Source organism: Barnesiella sp. WM24 (genome assembly GCF_004570975.1).
Lineage (GTDB): Bacteria > Bacteroidota > Bacteroidia > Bacteroidales > Muribaculaceae > Muribaculum.
In genome coordinates this window covers 80692-99409 of record NZ_SPPC01000006.1, presented here as the reverse complement: position 1 = coordinate 99409, position 18718 = coordinate 80692, and the positions used below count along the sequence as shown (strand labels likewise).

Annotated in this window: 15 protein-coding genes; 6 read left to right on the top strand and 9 right to left on the bottom strand. The window is 50.6% G+C overall.

Translation table 11 applies throughout. The annotated features are described in order from the left end of the window. The first annotated feature begins 30 nt into the window (after positions 1–30). Positions 31–1644: a family 43 glycosylhydrolase gene (locus E4T81_RS07785; protein WP_135043101.1), complete on the top strand. Its 1614-nt coding sequence runs from the start codon at positions 31–33 to the stop codon at positions 1642–1644. Between the two features lies 1 nt (position 1645). On the opposite strand, the gene E4T81_RS07780 is transcribed toward E4T81_RS07785, so the two are convergent. The 9 genes from E4T81_RS07780 to E4T81_RS07740 form a co-directional block, all read right to left on the bottom strand. Next, positions 1646–2644, bottom strand: coding sequence for a 4-phosphoerythronate dehydrogenase (locus E4T81_RS07780; protein ID WP_167761780.1), 999 nt, complete (start codon positions 2642–2644; stop codon positions 1646–1648). Beyond that, complete coding sequence (locus tag E4T81_RS07775; protein ID WP_135043097.1) at positions 2641–3621, bottom strand: hypothetical protein; 981 nt, start codon at positions 3619–3621, stop codon at positions 2641–2643. The genes E4T81_RS07780 and E4T81_RS07775 overlap by 4 nt, the downstream gene beginning before the upstream one ends. Continuing rightward, complete coding sequence (gene purD / locus E4T81_RS07770) at positions 3621–4913, bottom strand: phosphoribosylamine--glycine ligase (RefSeq protein ID WP_135043095.1); 1293 nt, start codon at positions 4911–4913, stop codon at positions 3621–3623. The genes E4T81_RS07775 and purD overlap by 1 nt, the downstream gene beginning before the upstream one ends. Positions 4914–4942: 29 nt before the next feature. Continuing rightward, on the bottom strand, positions 4943–6613 hold the full coding sequence (locus tag E4T81_RS07765; RefSeq protein WP_135043093.1) for a class I SAM-dependent RNA methyltransferase: 1671 nt from the start codon (positions 6611–6613) through the stop codon (positions 4943–4945). Beyond that, positions 6613–7536, bottom strand: a complete 924-nt coding sequence (locus E4T81_RS07760; RefSeq protein ID WP_135043091.1) for a serine O-acetyltransferase — start codon at positions 7534–7536, stop codon at positions 6613–6615. Before E4T81_RS07760 ends, E4T81_RS07765 begins: the two co-directional genes overlap by 1 nt. 1219 nt (positions 7537–8755) lie before the next feature. After that, entirely contained in the window at positions 8756–9949 is a 1194-nt protein-coding gene (locus E4T81_RS07755; RefSeq protein ID WP_135043089.1) for an ATP-binding protein, read from the bottom strand. A 147-nt stretch (positions 9950–10096) separates the two neighbouring features. Further along, positions 10097–10804 (bottom strand): M48 family metallopeptidase, encoded by a 708-nt coding sequence (locus E4T81_RS07750; RefSeq protein ID WP_135043087.1) that lies wholly within the window; start codon positions 10802–10804, stop codon positions 10097–10099. After that, complete coding sequence (locus E4T81_RS07745) at positions 10801–11670, bottom strand: NAD kinase (protein ID WP_135043085.1); 870 nt, start codon at positions 11668–11670, stop codon at positions 10801–10803. The genes E4T81_RS07750 and E4T81_RS07745 overlap by 4 nt, the downstream gene beginning before the upstream one ends. An 11-nt stretch (positions 11671–11681) precedes the next feature. Continuing rightward, complete coding sequence (locus E4T81_RS07740; protein WP_135043083.1) at positions 11682–12281, bottom strand: hypothetical protein; 600 nt, start codon at positions 12279–12281, stop codon at positions 11682–11684. Positions 12282–12424: 143 nt separating this feature from the next. Between E4T81_RS07740 and E4T81_RS07735 the strand changes: the two genes are divergently transcribed. The 5 genes from E4T81_RS07735 to E4T81_RS07715 are packed head-to-tail and all read left to right on the top strand — an operon-like array spanning position 12425 to position 18701. Then, positions 12425–13138 (top strand): pyridoxine 5'-phosphate synthase, encoded by a 714-nt coding sequence (locus tag E4T81_RS07735; protein ID WP_135043081.1) that lies wholly within the window; start codon positions 12425–12427, stop codon positions 13136–13138. A gap of 27 nt (positions 13139–13165) precedes the next feature. Beyond that, positions 13166–13909: a MotA/TolQ/ExbB proton channel family protein gene (locus E4T81_RS07730; RefSeq protein ID WP_135043079.1), complete on the top strand. Its 744-nt coding sequence runs from the start codon at positions 13166–13168 to the stop codon at positions 13907–13909. A 22-nt stretch (positions 13910–13931) separates the two neighbouring features. Further along, positions 13932–14399 carry a biopolymer transporter ExbD gene (locus E4T81_RS07725; RefSeq protein WP_135043077.1) on the top strand — a complete coding sequence of 156 codons (468 nt, stop codon included), beginning with the start codon at positions 13932–13934 and terminating at the stop codon, positions 14397–14399. A gap of 20 nt (positions 14400–14419) precedes the next feature. Further along, positions 14420–15229 carry a hypothetical protein gene (locus tag E4T81_RS07720; RefSeq protein WP_135043076.1) on the top strand — a complete coding sequence of 270 codons (810 nt, stop codon included), beginning with the start codon at positions 14420–14422 and terminating at the stop codon, positions 15227–15229. A gap of 16 nt (positions 15230–15245) precedes the next feature. Further along, on the top strand, positions 15246–18701 hold the full coding sequence (locus E4T81_RS07715; RefSeq protein ID WP_135043469.1) for a DUF2723 domain-containing protein: 3456 nt from the start codon (positions 15246–15248) through the stop codon (positions 18699–18701). Positions 18702–18718 lie beyond the last annotated feature (17 nt).

Genomic DNA, 18718 nt, shown 5'->3' with positions numbered 1-18718 from the left:
AATATAGAGGTTTTACGTAAGTATGTTATCATGAAAGCATTAAGTAAGTGTGTCAAGGCTTTTGCCGGACTTTCTATCGTTTTGTTGCCGGCAATGGGCGGCAACTGTGTGCATGCAGCCAATCCGTATCTGCCGTTGTGGGAGTATATTCCTGACGGTGAGCCCTACGTGTTTGAAGACCCTGACTGTCCGGGAAAATTCAGAGTGTATATTTACGGCTCCCATGACTCTCGTAAGACTGACTATTGCGGTCTTGAACAGGTTGTGTGGTCGGCTCCGGTGGATGACCTGAACGACTGGCGCTATGACGGCGTGATTTTCGAGTCAAAGACCAACGCCGTGGGTGACACGCTTAATGCCGGCGGCACAGGCGACGTATTGTTTGCCCCTGATGTTGCCGAGGTTACTGGCGCTGACGGTTCAAAGACTTATTATCTTTATCCTAATAATCAGAGCGGCGGCAGAAACGGCATGGTGGCGAAGGCTTCGCGCCCCGATGGCCCGTTTAAGGTAAGCAATTGGAGCAAAGAGAATCCCTGTCTTACTGACGGCGTGTTTCGTTTTGACCCGGGAGTGCTTGTCGATGATGACGGCAGGGTATATGGCTACTGGGGTTTTGAGCGGTCTTATGCCGCGGAGATAGACCCGGCTACTATGGCGACAGTCAAGAAGGGCTGTGATATAGTGGAGGACATGATTCCTTCGCGTGACCAGGACACGACTTTTCGCTTTTTCGAGGCTTCGTCGATGAGGAAGATAAAGGACAAATATGTATTTGTCTATAGCCGTTGGACCAATGACGGAGAGTTTGGTCTTCCTGCCACAAATTATACTCTTGCCTATGCTTATAGTGATAATCCGCTTGGTCCGTTTACCTATGGCGGCACGATTATTGACGGTCGTGGAAGAGATACCGACGCTGACGGCAAGGTGATTCCTACGGCTACACCGTTTGGCAACACTCATGGAAGCATCATTGAGATTAATGGCAAATGGTATGTGTTTTACCACCGTCAGAGCGGCACAAACGAGTATGCTCGCCAGGCTATGGTGGCTCCCGTTAACGTGACTGTCGAGGAGGGCAAAGGCGGCAAGGTTGTCATCTCTGAGGCTGAATACACTTCAGAGGGCTTCGAGACCGACGGACTGAACCCGCTGAAGCGTTATTCCGCAGGAATAGCCTGTTACTATACCGGTCCCTCCGAGGCGCGCCATTCTTATCCTGACGTGTATTTCCCCGGCTCTTATGTAAGACCCTATTATGGCGATGAAGAGCGATTTGAAAAGCCCTATGACCTCAGTGAGAATGTAACTCCGGTGGTAAACAACACCGCAGGTTCTGTGGTCGGTTATAAGTATTATAATTTCACCGATACCCCGGTTGACACCCTTGTGCTTGACATTCTGCCGCTTGGACATGACGGGCACATCGATGTCATGATTGATTCCCCGTGGGAAAAGAAAGGGGGCAAAAAGATAGGCTCACTCGACATCTCGGCCGACATGTCGCAGAAGCGCGCCGACATGGATGTGGCTCTGTCAGGCATGCAAGGCGTTTCCGGAAAACATGCCATATATCTTGTCATCTCATCCGACACTCAGTCTACCCCGCTCTTTGAACTCTACGAACTGATGTTCAAGTGATTTATCGGGCTTCAGGGCGATAGTTGTAGTTGTTGCGGAGTTTCTCAAACGATTCCGGCGACTCCTTTAATGCAGCGGTGTCGACAAGAGGGTCATAGCTTCCGGCAACCGATTCAAAAGTCACATCGGAGGCAATTCCTGAGGGTGCTTTCTCGGTCATCTCCACATAGGGCAGCCCGAAATGGGAGATAACGGCGTCAAGAGCCATGCGCGTGGCGCGTATTTTACCCTCTCTCGAGTAGCCTGCTATATGGGGGGTGGCTATAGCCGCTTTTTCAAGCAGCACGCGTGAAATACCCGGCTCTCCCTCCCAGCAGTCCATGACGGCATGACCTATCTTGCCGTCGCTCAGCCCTTCGATAATCGCGGTATTGTCGGTGACAGGACCGCGCGCACTGTTGATGATGACGGGGCGGCGTGCCAGCCGGTTTACAAAATCACGGTCAAGAAGATGGTAGGTTGGGTATTTCCCATCCTTGGTAAGGGGGGTGTGGAAGGTGATTACATCACACTTTTCAGCAATCTCCTCCATCGTGGTGAATCCGTCTTTGCCCTCGGCGTCGGCTCTCGGGGGGTCACACACGAGTGTCTTTATCCCCATGCGTCGCGCCCAGTCTACGATTATCGACCCTACATGTCCGGCGCCTACGACTCCGAGCGTGAAATCCTTGTCCAGTCCGCGTGTTTTCGCTATCGCGGCAAATACATACTGAGCCACGGCTGGAGCATTGCATCCAGGGGCGTTTTTAACCGTGATTCCATGACTGCGGCAGTAATCGAGGTCTATATGGTCGGTGCCTATCGTAGCCGTGGCTATGAACCGGCATTTGGAGCCGTCAAGCAGTGAGGCGTCACAGCGTGTGCGTGTGCGCGTTATAAGCGCGTCGGCATCACGCATTGTCTCGGCGGTGATTTCTTCAGGTGCGAGATAGCTTATCTCGGCAAAGTCTTCAAGCAGCCCTTTGATAAAGGGGATGTTTTTCTCTATTATTATCTTCATAACGTCACGCTCCATACATAAAGCACTATATATATGACATATATGCAACATATCGGTATATACGTGCGCCTCATGTTGTTGATAGTAAAGAAGTGTCCTATCTGTATTGCCGTGCAGCAGTTCAGAATGGGCAGATAAATTATAAGGTTCGTATAATCTACTATAACAAACAAAGTGGTGATAATGGTCATTATTATCCAGAATCCGTTGTAGGCGCGTGCCCGGGCGTTGTAGCTGTATATCTTTATCATGTCGAAGATGCCGAAGCCGACGCCGAGGATGAGATTGACAATCGTGTACACGACTATCTGTGCGAGGTCTCTCCCTTCAAGTGCGTCAAATATATTTATAAATTCAGGCATCGTGAACGATGACAGCGAAATAATGCCGAAGCCGCATAGAATCCAGTAGGGGGTTATTATGCCGGTGCCCGCCGCGAGAAGTCCGCGCACCGACAGACACTGCATCTGGAAGCAGCCTATGAGGAATACTATCAGATAGACCAGATAGGCGTAGCTCGTCAGCGACCCCAGGCTTATCAGGAAGAATGAGAGGAATATGCGTCTTGTGCGGTCGGGGCGCTGGAACGTGGAGAAAAACGGTATTATCGTGAGAAGGATTATGAAACACATCACCGATCCGTCATAAAGCTGCCCCATCAGCGAGGGCTGTCCTGCCTGCATGACAAGAAACATACCGGCAAAGAGCATCGACATCGAGCGGATGATGTTGAACCGCCGGTTGAGATACAGGAGCATGAAGGATATGGCTACGTTAAGCCCCAGGCTCACGGCAAGTGACACGGCGCTGTCTGATATCCATTCGTTGGCCGACGGCAGCCCGAAGCCGTTGTCGCCGACTACGTGGACGACATCGCCCATAAACCATGCCGCCACGGTTCCTGTCACCGACACCAGAAGCATCAGCATGAAACCGTAGCGGGAATGTAGCAGTCGTGTAAGCTCTTGCTCTTTCACTACTTGTTGCTGTCAAGGAGTGCCATGAGGTCACTGCCTATGTCGCGGCGGAAATATTTTCCGTCGAAGTTTATAAGTTTTATGCTGTCGTAGCTGCGTGCAAGCGCCGACTCTATATCCTTGCCATAGGAGCTTACCGAGAGTACCCTGCCGCCCGATGTGATTATGCGGTCGCCTACCCCGTGTTTTGTTCCGGCGTGAAACACGATGCTGTCGCGCACGTCGTCAAGTCCCTCTATAATCATGCCCTTGCGGTAGTCACCGGGATAGCCGCCCGACACTATCATTACGGTGACGGCGGTGCGCGGGTCTATAATCATGGGCTTGTCGCCGAGATTGCCTTTGGCGGCGCCTTCCATCAGCTCTACGAGATCGCTCTCGATGCGCAGCATCACGGCTTCGGTCTCGGGGTCACCCATTCTCACATTGTATTCGATTACCATCGGCTCGCCTCCTACATTGATTAGCCCGAGGAATATGAAGCCACGGTAAGTGATGCCCTCTTCGGCAAGTCCTTTTATTGTCGGCTCGATGATGCGTGTACGCACCTTCTCCATGAAAGTCTCGTCGGCAAAGGGAACCGGACTGACCGCCCCCATACCGCCTGTGTTGGGGCCTGTGTCGCCCTCGCCGATGCGTTTGTAGTCTTTTGCTACGGGAAGCACGCGATAGTCCTTGCCGTCAGTGAGTACAAATACAGAACATTCGATGCCTGAAAGGAACTCTTCGATGACTACAGTAGCCGATGACGCTCCAAACATGCCTGAAAGCATCTCGTTAAGTGACTTTTTAGCCTCTTCGAGTCCGGGGAGTATCAGCACTCCCTTTCCTGCGGCAAGACCGTCGGCTTTAAGCACATAAGGCGGATTCAGTGTTTCAAGAAACTTGTATCCTTCCTCTATGTTGTCGGCTGAGAAGCTGCGGTAGCGTGCGGTAGGGATGCCGTGGCGCTCCATAAAGCGCTTTGCGAAGTCTTTGCTGCCTTCAAGGGCTGCGCCGGCTTTGCTCGGGCCTACGACAAGCAGGTCGCTGTTTTCAAAATAGTCATATATGCCGTTTACGAGCGGGTCTTCGTTACCTACGACAATCATCTTGACATCATTGTCTTTTACAAACTTTTCAATAGCGGGAAAGTCGAGAGGTGAAAGGTCGACATTAGTTCCATAGTGTGATGTGCCGCCATTGCCGGGAGCTATGAACAGCTTGCGAAGCGATTGACTCTGGTTGATTTTCCATGCCAGTGCCGATTCACGGCCACCGGATCCAAGAAGAAGGATGTTATAAGCACTCATGTCAGTAATTATGGATGATTGGTTGTTGGTTATTCGTTATTGTCATTGTTGTTGTCGCCGCCGCGTTTCCACCCTTTGCGTGAGCGCATTACGGGTATGCTGGGCTGCTTGCCGCGTATCATTTTCAACGCTTTAGCATTTCGGCGTATTGCAAGCGGATTTTCCGATACCTGTTCCGGCTCTTCATTGCGGCGTTCGTCACGCTTGAAGTCTTTCCGGCGGTCATCGCGGAAGTCCTTTTTGCGGCGGTCGTCGCGGAAAAATTCTCCACGGCGGTCATCGCGGAAGCGTGTCTCTCTTTCCTCACGCTCTTTCCTGCGCGCCTTGCCTACAGGCTTGGCCTTGTATTTTTCTTCCAGAGCCGAGCGCTTCGGCTTGAAGTCGCCATTGCCCTTGCGGCGGTCGTCACGGTCTCCGTCCTTGCCTCCAAATCCTTTTTTGCGGGCATTGGTGCGCCATTCTTCATCGCTCATGCGTCGGAACTCTTTTTTCTTTCCGCGTTCCTCACGTCCTTCCTGGCGGGTGTGGAGAGAGTTGCCTTCACGACGGAAGCTCTTGTAGTCGCCTTCAAATATCACATATTCCCTTAGTTCACATTCAAGCGATCCGTTGAGCATCGGGAGCTTCTGTGATGCGGCAAGACCGATCTTCTTGAAATAGTCGTCCTGATAGCCTATAATCCAGGCATGATAACCCTTGAACACCTTTTTAAGCTTGCTGCCTATGAGTTCATATAGACCGTCCATGTCGTCGACCGATATGCGCTCTCCATAGGGAGGATTGGTGACGAGAATACCTTCGGCGGGAGCCTCTTCCCATTTTGAAAGCGGTTTTATCTCGAGGTCGATATATTTGCTTACGCCTGCCTGCTTGATGTTTTTTTCGGCTATGGCTATTGCCTTGGGCGAGATGTCGGCGCCGTAAATCTTGTTTTCGGGTTCGCGCTCGTTGCTGTCATCGTTGTAAAGACTCTCGAAGAGCTCTTCGTCAAAGTCTTTCCACTGCTCGAAAGCGAAACTGCGGCGATATACACCCGGGTTGATATTGGCGGCTATGAGGGCTGCCTCGATGAGGAATGTGCCCGAGCCACACATCGGGTCTACGAGCGGACGGTCACCGTTGTAGCCTGCTTTGAGGAGTATGCCGGCGGCAAGCACTTCGTTGATAGGGGCTTCGGTCTGTGCCACGCGATAGCCGCGCTTGTGGAGCGACTCGCCTGAAGAGTCAAGGGAGAGCGTCACGCGGTTGCCGTCGATGTGTACGTTAATCATCACGTCGGCGTCCTGAAGCCTTACGCCGGGACGCTTGTCGGCTCCGTAGCGATCCTTGAAGAAATCGACGATGCCGTCTTTCACGCGGTAAGTTACATAGCGCGAGTGGTTGAACAGCTCCGAGTTGACTACGGAATCTATCGAAAATGTCTTGTCGGGAGTCAGCAGAGTGCTCCAGTCATACTCTTTTGTCATCTCGTAGAGCGTGTCGGGATCGCCGGCGGTAAACTTTACAATCGGTTTCAGTATGCGCAACGCGGTGCGGCAGCTGAGGTTGGCGCGATACATAAGTTCTTTGTCGCCCTCAAAAGCCACCATTCGCCTTCCGGGAGTCACATTTTCAGCCCCGAGTGAGCGCAGTTCGTCGGCAAGTACATCTTCAAGACCCTGGAAGGTCTTTGCCACCATTTCGTAAGTTTCCGTTTTCATCAATGTTTTATTCTTAATACATTATTTGCTTTAGCCTGTATGAGCCGCTCCCCGGCGGCCACATTTTCCGTAACCCATATGTTGCCACCTATTACGGCATTGTCACCTATCGTGATTCTGCCGAGGATGGAGGCGTTGGAATATATGATCACGTTGTTTCCTATGATCGGATGTCGTGGCTCACCCTTGACCGGATTGCCGTTTTTGTCAAGGTCAAAGCTCTTCGCCCCGAGAGTCACTCCCTGATATATCTTCACGTTGTCACCGACAATTGCCGTGGCTCCTATAACGATACCCGTGCCGTGGTCGATGGTAAACGACTCCCCTATCGTTGCCGCCGGATGGATGTCGACGCCTGTCTCGCCGTGGGCAAGCTCGCTTATCATGCGCGGTATAATCGGCACTTCAAGCAATACCAGCTCATGGGCTATGCGGTAGTTGCATATCGCGCGGATGCCCGGATAGCAGTATATCACTTCCTGTATTGACGACGCTGCGGGGTCACCGTAGTAGGTGGCGCGTACATCGGCATTGAGCTTGCGGCGCAACTCGGGAAGCCGCGACATAAACTCTGCCGCCTTTGCGGCGGCTTGCCGCTCGGTCGCCTCAAACTCGGGAGCATCCTCTGTGCATACATCCATCGAAAGCCCGGCGTGAATCTGCCCTACAAGCAGCTTGTAGAGCTTCTCGCTCCACAATCCGGTGAAATAGAGCAGGTTTTCGCGTGTCACGTCACTGTCACCGAAAAAACCTGGAAATATTATGGCTCGTGAAAGAGTAATGATTTCCTTGACCGCCTGCTGCGAGGGCAGCGGTTCGCCACGCCACTGTGATGGGCATATATTCACGAGGTTTTCCCCGGCTGAAAGCTCGGCGACAACCTCCCGAAGCTTTGCTTCGTGGTTGGGGTTAAGTCCTGACATTACTGCAAAATTAGCCAATTTTATTATACCTTACAAAATCAAACAGATAAAAAAGTTGTGAGCGGCGGGTTTTGTGTTTTTTCTAAGCCATAGTGTGTTGATATAGCATCTATTAACGTGCGTTCGATATAAGCAATCCGAACAAAATTCGGTCTTTTTTCTTTCCGATGACAGTCCTGAGTCGTCATTTTTAGGCACTAAAAAACGCACAATAAGTTGATATTGTGCGGCTTATCCTTGTTTAGACTTTTGTTGACCAGAATTGAAAATCGCTGCAACTCGATTGCGGCAATCTGTCCGACCCGCTAAGTGGAGCTGGAGGAACTTGTCCCTTACGCTCCAAATATACCTAAATCAGATAGTTGGCTATAGCCACTTTTATTATTGCAACGATTTGGTGACAATATCCGGATATGTCTTTCAATCTACCACAGGTCTGACTTTTCAGTACCTAACCATATGTAAATTTAATCATAGTTCCTCACACTACAAAGTAGCTGAGCCTCTTTTAATCAAAAATAACATCCCAATAAACATGATATAACTGATTGTTGCATAGTTAAAATCATTTGGGACATTTGTGTTTTTCGCAAAACTTCAGTCCTGAGAACTTTTATTAGACCATACCTTTTCAGACTTAGTCTAATATGTTTTACTGGATATTTCTGCAAGGGTCTGTGCGAACAACTCGGGATTCGCCGGATTGAAAAAACGGGTCGCACGCTTTTTATCCACTTCCGTTCAAAAAATACTATCACACATTTTCGCGGATAAAGGTCGACTTTTCCCATTGCGACGGGTAACATATAGTCCTGTGTCTGTTTATCGACAACGTCTGTATCAAAATCAACGACTTGGATGCTTTCTATTTTATCAATCGGATAGGACACCTTACGACACATCCATCTTTTGAACACAATTTTATTGTCAATCAGTTCGATGTAGCTTTTGGTTCTTATCTTATGAACCATAAACTCAAACCAAATTGGAATAAGCATAGATATCAGTCCAAAAATTAGGAAAGGATATATATTGCCATTATGAGGCAAAAGAATAAAAATAACCATAAAGCCAATTCCCATACTCCAGACAAATATTCGGTCATAACGAGATGCATCCGTGTAATGGCATTTGAATATCTCAGAGTTATTTTTTTCAATCATATACTTATGCTCTGGTGTATATTTGTGCTGTTGACAGGAATATACCTTAAATCGGGCTAGTCAAGTAACCAACGTGGAATGTCAATAATGGATATGCCTTCATAGTCGCTTGCTTCATGTCGGGTTCTTGCAAGTAGCATCTTGGGATAAGCATCGCGTATTTGCAACAACGGCTCTATCTCTCTTCGGAATGTTTCTTCACCGGAAATGTCGTCACTGACCTGAATGTATAATTTCTCATTGCCTTTCATTGCAACAAAGTCAATCTCTTTCTGATACAGCTTACCTACATAGACATCATATCCGCGTCGTAGCAGTTCTATGAAGACTATGTTCTCAAGCATACGCCCCCAGTCCATATTACGTTTGCCAAGTACCGCAAAACGAATGCCGGTATCCGCAAGATAGTATTTACTGAGCGACTGAAGATAGGTCTTACCCCTCACATCATACCTTCCGGCCTCATAGAAGACAAAGGCGTGGCAGAGATGGTCGACATAACTGCCCACAGTCTTGTAGTTGGTCTCTGTGCCATTTGCCACAAGGATATTGCTGATATTCCTTGACGATGATATATTGCTCACATTGTCCATCAGGTATTCAGCGACCTTTTTTAGAAGGGTCGCACTCCCCAGCCGATATTTCTCTACAAGATCCCGGATAAGGATTGTGTCATAAACATCCCGGATATACTTCTCTTTGTCAGAGTCGTTTTTATAAGTATATGAACCTGAAAGTCCTCCAAGTTTTATATAACGCTCGAAATGTTCATCATAATCTCCGCCAATATCGAAATAAGCACAGTACTCCTTGAAGCTAAACGGATAAACGTGAATCTCCATGTATCGCCCAGTAAACAGTGTGGCAAGATCACTGCTTAGAAGAAACGCATTCGAGCCGGTGAGATAGATATCGTATTTTTCATCTGAGTGCAGACTATTGATAGCCAGCTCGAATTTTTCACATAGCTGAACCTCGTCAATCATCAGATAATTATTGACTCCATCCCGGTATTTTTCCTCTATATAGTCGTTGAGAGCATGATACTCTTTCAGATGTTCAAACTTGATTTTTGTCAGGTCAATATAAATGATGTTTGCGGTAGCATCTGTTTTGACTATATAATCAGAGAACGCTCCTAACAGTTTGGATTTGCCACTACGTCTTATTCCCGTTATTATCTTAATATCGGGAGTGTTTATCAAGCCCTCTAACTGGCGGAGATACAACGGTCTTTCTATTAGTTTCATCTGATTCCATTTCCCAAACTTAAAAATTATTTGACTTTGGGAAACGACACAAAGTTACTAATTATTTTCCAGACTAAATGAGAATGTAATCCAAAAACTGAATTATCTGATTATGAAAGATAAAGGTTTTGTGTTTTTCAGGGCGTTTTATTTGCGCAGTATCTGCCATTTGTGGTTGCGGAGGCGCGAGATGTATTCTTTTTCGCGACCGTGGCAATAGCTGTCGCAGATGGCGTGGAAGCGTGGCGAATGGGACATCTCCGACAGGTGGGCGAGTTCGTGCCACACGATGTAGTCGCGAAGTTCCTGCGGCAGAAAGGCTATCACGTAGCTTAGATGTATCTCCCGGCTTGAGCTGCACTTGCCAAGAGTGCTGTAGCCGCGCATTATATGCCATGACTTCGGCTGTAGGCCGATTTCGCGCGCAAGCTCGGCGGCGCGTGGCAGCAGGAGGTCGGGCGCGATTTTCCAGGCTATGCGGCAAAGTATGTTGCTTATGGTGACGGTGCTTTCCCGTCTGTCGAGGTCAATCGATGAACCTACCTCGATATGGGCCGTGTCGTCGCGGAGCGACGCAAGCACGTGACCGGGCTTTACGCTCTGGCGTGATATCACGACCTTTAACCCGGCGATGTCAATCGTCTGCCCTTCAGCGTATTTTAGCGTAGGCTTGCTCTTGAGCAGGCGTGGCGTGAGGGTCTCGATTGCCTTCATCAGGTCATCGGTGTCACATTGCTGTGGTATGGTGAGATGCACAATGCCCTCTTTCCATCGCGCCACAAACCGGCGGGCATCGCGGCGCATCGTGATTTTTATCTCTCCGAGTTGCGGGTGGTTTACGATTCGGCTTTTCATCGCTTGTCGATTCCCCAGAGAAGTTTGGATCGCAGGGTGTCGGTAAACCGGTGGTCGACACGCTGAATCACACGGGTGACAAACGGCGCACGCCGCATCTCTAATGTCGTGCCTACAGGCAGTGTCTGTGACCTTCCGTCAAGACTCAGGCGATAGGTAGCGGAGCGTGAGCTTGTCATGACCGATATCACACTGCTGTCGCTTACAATCAGCGGGCGCATGGTAAGAGAGTGGGCGGCTACGGGGGAGATTGCCCACACCGGGGCGGAGGGTGCCACTATCGGTCCTCCGACCGAAAGATTGTAGCCGGTGGAGCCTGTCGGGGTCGACACAATCAGCCCGTCGGCAAGATAGGTCGCGAGGTGGCTGTCGTCGATTGTCGCCTCCATCTCTATCATTGAAGATGTGTCCTCTTTAAGTATGGCGACTTCATTGAGCGCGTATTGCCATAGGTTGAGGGTCGTGTCGGGGCTTGTCACCTCTATCATGGTGCGCGACTCTACTTTGTAGTTACCGTCGAGCAGATGGCGCAGCTTCAGGTTTACTTCGTCAAGAGTCATGTCGGTGAGATATCCGAGATGACCGGTGTTTATGCCGAGTATCGGTATCTCTTTCTTGCCCACGCGCTGTGCTGTGCGTAGAAAAGTGCCGTCGCCTCCGATGCTCAGGGCTATGGCGGCGTTGAAGTCGTCGCCGGTGATGAGGTCGTTGATTTCAGGCTTGCTGTCAAGCACTGAACATAGATAGCTGTAAAACGACTCCTCCATCTCGACCCATACATTGTGGTGAGACAGCAGATTGAAAAGAGCCGACAGTTCCTTTATGTGGGCTTCCTGATACCTGTTTCCGAATACGGCTATTCTCATGACCGGCAGCGTTATATTTCAAGATAATGCAGCAGGGCGCTCACGCGCTCGGCTATATCGGTGTGAAACATGCCCGGGTCGCCTGTCATTTCCACGGTCTCGTAGCCGTAGCGTTGCAGCGAGCGTGCTACCGATTCTCCACGCGAGTGGTTGACCCGTAGCATCACGGTCGTAAGCGAATCAGGCTCCGTCCCCGCCGTCACGTTGAGGTTCAGCAGATGAGCGTCGGCATCCTCTACGGCGTGGGCTATCGCCGAGGCGCTGTATTGGCTCGGCGGGCAGGTGATGGTGAGTTCAGTGTATTCGTCAAGTTGCGGGAAAAGGCGAGCCACGGCTGAAAGTGCCGAATCGCGGTCGATGGCGCCTATGTAGCGCTCCGTGATGTCGTCGACCACAGGCAATACTGTATCGCCGGAAGCAATTCTTTCCAGCACAAGCGACAGAGGGGTAGAGCCCTTTACCGGGCGCGGCTCTCCGTCGGTCATGCCGAGATACCTGCCGTCGTGATCCACGATGGGCGTGCCCTTGTCGCTGCCTGAAAAATCATATTTAGTGCTTTCTCCGGGCGATATGGGTATAATTTGGGGTGCTATGGCATCTTTTGCTATCAATTCTTTTCGCAGTTTTATTATTTCTGATTATTTTTGCAGTTGCATTTGTTGTAACAGGATTACAAATATAGGGAAAATTCCTAACATTGATGTAATCTTTATGTTATTACAACAATTCATTACAATAAATTGAGGTTAAAAAGATGACAAATCTGAGCGTTAATATCAATAAAGTCGCGACACTGCGCAATGCGCGTGGCGAAAATGTGCCCGATGTGGAAAAAGTCGCTGTCGACTGCGAGGCTTTCGGCGCACAGGGCATAACGGTCCATCCGCGTCCCGACGAGCGTCATATACGTCACTCCGATGTGTTTGCCTTGCGTCCTTTGGTTAAGACCGAATTTAACATAGAGGGTTATCCGTCGCCCGATTTCATGGATCTTGTATTGAAAGTGAAGCCGGAGCAGGTGACACTTGTCCCCGACGCTCCCGACGCGATAACCTCCAGTGCGGGATGGGATGTGGTAAGGCATCATGAGTTTCTTACTGAGATAGTCGACCGGCTCCGCGAGGCGGGCATACGCTCTTCAATATTTGTCGACCCCGATGAGGCGATGATAAAGGCGGCGGCCTCTACCGGCACTGACCGTGTGGAGCTTTATACAAAGCCCTATGCCGATAATTATCCGTCTGACCCCGAGGCTGCCGTGGCTCCCTATGTGGCGGCAAGCATAGCCGCTCATAAAGCGGGCATAGGCGTAAACGCCGGTCACGACCTCAGTCTCGTGAATCTTAAATTCTTTCATGAGCGCGTGCCTTATCTTAACGAGGTGTCGATCGGTCATGCATTGATCTGCGACGCGCTCTATCTTGGGCTGGAAGAGGCTATCAGACAATATAAAAACTGCTTAAAGTAACAATATATATAATTCATCTACCACGACATGTCTATTCTCAACACGATTATCTCACAGGTGCCTGACGGGGTCGCCGATTCTATCGAGACACTTGAGTCGCTTGCCGGCTCTGCGGCATCGGCCGACACTGTGTCAACAGCAGTGACTACCGCCGAACTTTCAGTATGGGACCTGTGCATGAAAGGCGGATTCATAATGATTCCGCTTGCCCTGCTGCTCGTCATAAGCATATACATTTTTATCGAACGCTATATAGTCATCAGCCGTGCTGCACGTGAGGACTCTTCTTTCATGAAGCGGATTAAGGATTATATCCACGAGGGAGAGCTCGAGAGCGCGAAAAATCTCTGCAAGAAAAACGGCTCGCCTTACAGCCGCTTGATTCTTAAAGGAATAAGCCGCATAGGCCGGCCGATGAATGACGTGCTTGTGGCAATCGAGAATACCGGTAATCTTGAGATTGCAAATCTCGGAAAGGGACTTCCCTGGCTCGCCACTACGGCTGCCGGAGCGCCGATGCTCGGATTCCTCGGTACAGTCGTGGGTATGGTCGAGGCGTTTTTCGCCCTTGCCAATGCCGGCTCGGCTGCCAATGTAGGGGTGCTTGCCGGTGGTATTTACGAGGCTCTCGTGACTACAGTCGCCGGTCTTGCGGTAGGTATTGTCGCTCTGTTTGGCTACAATATCCTCGTAGCGCGTCTAAACAGCGTCATGAAGCTGCTTGAAGGCAAGAGCATGGAGTTTATGGATCTGCTTAACGAACCGGCTTAACCGCCACTGACTACTGACCCCAATGGCACTCAAACGACCTCATGACATGATGGCGATGTTTTCGATGGCGTCGATGACCGATGTCATCTTCCTGTTGCTCATCTTTTTCATGATAACTTCTACATTTGTGTTCCCGACGGCGCTGGAAGTTAACCTTCCGCAGAGTTCGGTGCAGACAGCTCTGAAGCCCGGCACTCGTGTATATATAGATAAGGACAGCCGCTTATTTGCCTCTTTCGGCGACGAGCAGCCGCAGCCTATCGAGGCCGAATCGTTGCTCGCATTCCTGCAACTTGCCCAGCAGAGTGAGCCCGACGGCTTTATTGCAATATATGCCGACGAGGAAGTGCCTTACGGCAAGATTGTCGAGGTGCTTGACCTCGGGGCGCGTAATAACCTGAAGATGGTGCTTGCCACAAAACCGGCAAAGACTCCCGTCGCCACGGCTCCCGTGATGACACTTGAAGGAGATGTGGCGCCATCCAATTAATGTAAAATCAAGTAGATATAATGAGTGAGTCGCAGCGTGACCAACTGATAGCCCTCGCCGGTACGGCGCTTGTTGTCATCCTTATAGTGTTGGCACTCGTGCTTGTGCATTGTCGCGTGGACATATCGGCTCCCGACGACCGCAAGTGGCCTCCCGTCGACTCAAGTGAAATTGTGTTTGGCGGCGAGTTTGTGAAGCTGGGCGACATGCCGTTTCCTGTGGAGGAGACCGACAATTCACCGATGCCCGACGACTCTCCCTCCGACCCGGCAGTCGACGGAACCGACCTCGCCGACGGCGCTGATGCCGTTGCCGAGGCTCCCGCGCTTGTCACCTCGGCTAACGAGTCGACAATGAAGGTGACTGAAAAGCCCCGCCCTGAAAAGACAGGCCCTACAAAAGAAGAGCTTGCGGAACGCGAGCGTGTGCGCCGTCAGAAGGAGGAGGCTGAGAAACAGGCAAAAATCAAGGACCGCATGAAGAGCGGATTCAGCAATTCCAAGAAGGGGACAGGTGAGGCAGGCTCGCCTAACGGCAACTCTGACTCCGGAGCATTGAGCGGTCTTGCCGGTCATGACCTGCGCGGACGCACAGCGGAGGCATGGGGGCGTCCGACCAGCACTCTTTCAGGAACTGTGCGTATAAAAGTGCGTGTCAACCGTAAAGGACAGGTGACAGGCACTCCCGAATATATAGGCGGCACGGGACCGGCTGCGGCTAACGCCGGTGTGCGCCGAAGCTGTATAGCGGCGTCTCGCCAGTCACGTTTTTCAGTCGACATGGAGGCTCCCGCCGAACAGACAGGTGTGATTACCTGGAGATTTGAATAAGCTTATAATCAAGATGATGAAAAAATATCGCATAATCAATGACTCGCTCGGATGGCTCATGTTTGTCATCGCGGCTGTCACCTATCTTTTGACTCTGGAACCCACGGCAAGTTTCTGGGACTGTCCCGAGTTTATCTCGCAGGGTTATAAACTTGAAATCGGTCACCCGCCGGGCAACCCTATATTCATGCTCGCGGCAAGATTTTTTGTCAATTTCGCTCCCGACGCGCAGCATGTGGCGATAGCCGTCAATACGATGTCGGCATTGCTGAGTGCCGGCACTATACTGTTGCTGTTCTGGACGATAACTCATCTTGTACGTCGCCTTGTGGTCAAGGATGACGCCACTGAGATGTCGCTTGTCGAGATGCTCGTAATCTTCGGGTCAGGAATATGCGGCTCGCTCGTGTACACGTGGAGCGACACATTCTGGTTTTCGGCAGTCGAGGGCGAGGTATATGCCTTCTCTTCATTCTGTACGGCACTCGTGTTCTGGCTTATCCTGAAATGGGAAAACCGTGCCGACGAGCCTCACAGCGACCGTTATCTGGTGCTGATAGCCTATGTGATTGGCATTTCTATCGCTGTCCATCTGCTCAACCTGCTCTGTATCCCGGCTATTGTGCTTGTCTTCTACTATAAGAAGTTCAAAAATATCAATGCAAAGGGTTCGCTTGCGGCGCTCGCGGTGTCGTTTGTCATTGTGGGGCTTATCCTTTACGGACTTGTTCCCGGGTTCATCGAGATGGCGCAGTATTGTGAACTGCTGTTTGTCAACGTGTTCCACTGCGGATATAATTCCGGTCCTATCGCATATACCATTATAGCCCTCGCGGTGATGGTGTGGGCTGTATATGAGCTTTACCGCCAGAAAAATTCCCGCATGATAAAGGTGTCATTCTTCCTGAGCGTCTTTCTCTCCGGTATTCCCTTTATCGGTGACGGATGGCTTGCCCCGGTTATTATCTTCTGCGGCCTCCTCTTCTATCTTTTCGTCTACATGAAGAAGGTGCCTGTAAGAATACTTAACGTAATTGTTCTCAGTATATTGGTGATATTCATCGGATATTCGTCATATGCCCTGTTGCTTATACGCTCCTCGGCAAACACGCCGATGAACCAGAATGCGCCCGACAATGTGTTTGCGCTCAGCTCTTATCTTAACCGTGAGCAGTATGGCGACCGTCCGCTTTTCTACGGTCAGACATTCAACTCGGGAATCGTCTATCAGATTGATGCGCAGGGACGTCCGCAGGCTGTGAAGAAGGAGGGTAAGACCCTTTACGGCAAGACCGTGAAAACTTCGCCCGACCAGCCCGACCGCTACGAGGTGATCGGCACTAAGACCGAATATGTTATGAATCCGGAGCTGAACATGCTCTTCCCCCGTATGTATGACGGCAAATATGCGTCGGCTTACAAGGACTGGACAGGCATGAAGGGCACACCGGTCACTGTCAATCCTTATATCGACCGTGACGGCAATCCCTATCCGGGTCAGACTCAGAGTAAAATCAAGCCTACGTTTCTCGAAAATCTGACTTTCTTCTTCAACTATCAGCTTGACCACATGTACTGGCGTTATTTCCTGTGGAATTTTGCAGGACGCCAGAATGACATACAAGGCAACGGTGAGATTACCCATGGTAACTGGATTTCGGGTATTCCGCTGATTGATAACCTGCGTCTCGGCGACCAGTCGTTGCTGCCCGATGACCTCGGTGCCGGAAACAAGGGACATAATGTGTTTTACATGCTTCCCCTTATCCTCGGCATCATCGGTATAGGCTGGCAGGCTTTCACCTCCAAGCGAGGCATAGAGCAGTTCTGGGTCATCGCCTTCCTGTTCTTCATGACAGGTATAGCCATTGTGCTTTACCTTAACCAGACGCCCAATCAGCCGCGCGAACGTGATTATGCTTTTGCAGGCTCGTTCTATGCGTTCTCCATTTGGGTCGGCATGGGTGTCGCCGGGCTTTGGCGTCTTGTCGTCAACCTTACAAAGGGTAAGGAGGAGTCGCGCTCGCTTATAGGGGCTGTGATTGCTGTGGTTGTAGGTATTTTCGTGCCCCTTCAGATGGTGTCGCAGACATGGGATGACCATGACCGCTCCGGCAGGTATGCGGCTCGTGATTTCGGCATGAACTATCTTTCGAGCCTTGAGCCCAACGCTATTGTGTTTACCAATGGTGACAATGACACATTCCCGCTGTGGTATGCGCAGGAGGTGGAGGGTTACCGCACTGACGTGAGGGTGGTTAATCTCTCTTACCTTACCACCGACTGGTATGTCGACCAGATGCGTATGCCCTCCTACGACGCTCCGGCAATCAAGATGGCGGCTACCCCCGACCTGTATGCCCACGACAAGCGGCAGTTCAGTTACTTCCTGAACCCTGACACCACCAAGGTCAACGTGAACGCGGCGCTGAAGGCTCTTTACAGCCCCGACGCCAACAAAAACGAGTGGGGGCTATATGAGTTCAAATACCCCAACATGTATCTTCCCGTCGATAAGGAGGCTGTATTGAAGGCAGGGCGTGTCGCTGAAGACGAGGCTGCCGCTATCGAGGAATACATCGACCTCAATCAGATGTCGGAACCTGACGGAGGATTGCGCCTCAGCAATGTCATAGCGCTTGACATGCTTGCCACCAATGCCGCCAACGGCTGGGAGCGTCCGATATATTTCGCCATGACGGTGCCCGATGACTACTACCTGAATCTTTCGCCCTATATGCGCTCGACAGGTATGACCTACGAGGTGGGCCCGATAAAGAATCGTGACTTCGACGGCTATCATATCGCGGTTAATACCGACAAGGCTTATGACAACATTGTCAACAAGTTCCGTTGGGGAGGTCTTGACAAGACCACTTCGGCCGATGACATATATCTTGACGAGACGATACGCCGCATGGTCAACACCACGCGCATGACGATGATCGACCTTGCCACGGCTCTTTACAACGAGGGAGTGGAGGCTGAGATGTATTTCCATCAGGACAGTGTCAACATGGATGAAGCTCAGAAGGAGAAGATAAGCAACTTTATAGCTGACCGTTATCAGCGTTCGCAGACAGTAATTGACCTTATGATGGAGAAACTGCCTGTACACGCGGCTCCGCTCGGGGTGCTTACCGGCACGCAGATTGTCGATCTGTATTCGCGTCTCGGTGATGTCACAGGCAATGATGCCGACAAGAAAAAGGCTCTTCAGATATTGACCGACGAGATTAACCTCTACAAGCAGTATGTGTTGTATTTCCAGACTCTTTCTCCGCGCCAGTACTCGCTTCTTACACGAAATGACCGCTATATCAATGACTCCTATTTCATACAGCTCCTGCAGCTCTATGCCGACTGTGGAGGTGATGTAGAGGCGCTTATGAAGCAGTTGCAGGGTGAGGGTGTAAATTTCTCACGCTATTTCAAGAGTGCGCCGGAGACCGGGGCAAAGAGCCTTGAATAGGCGCGACAGCACAATTT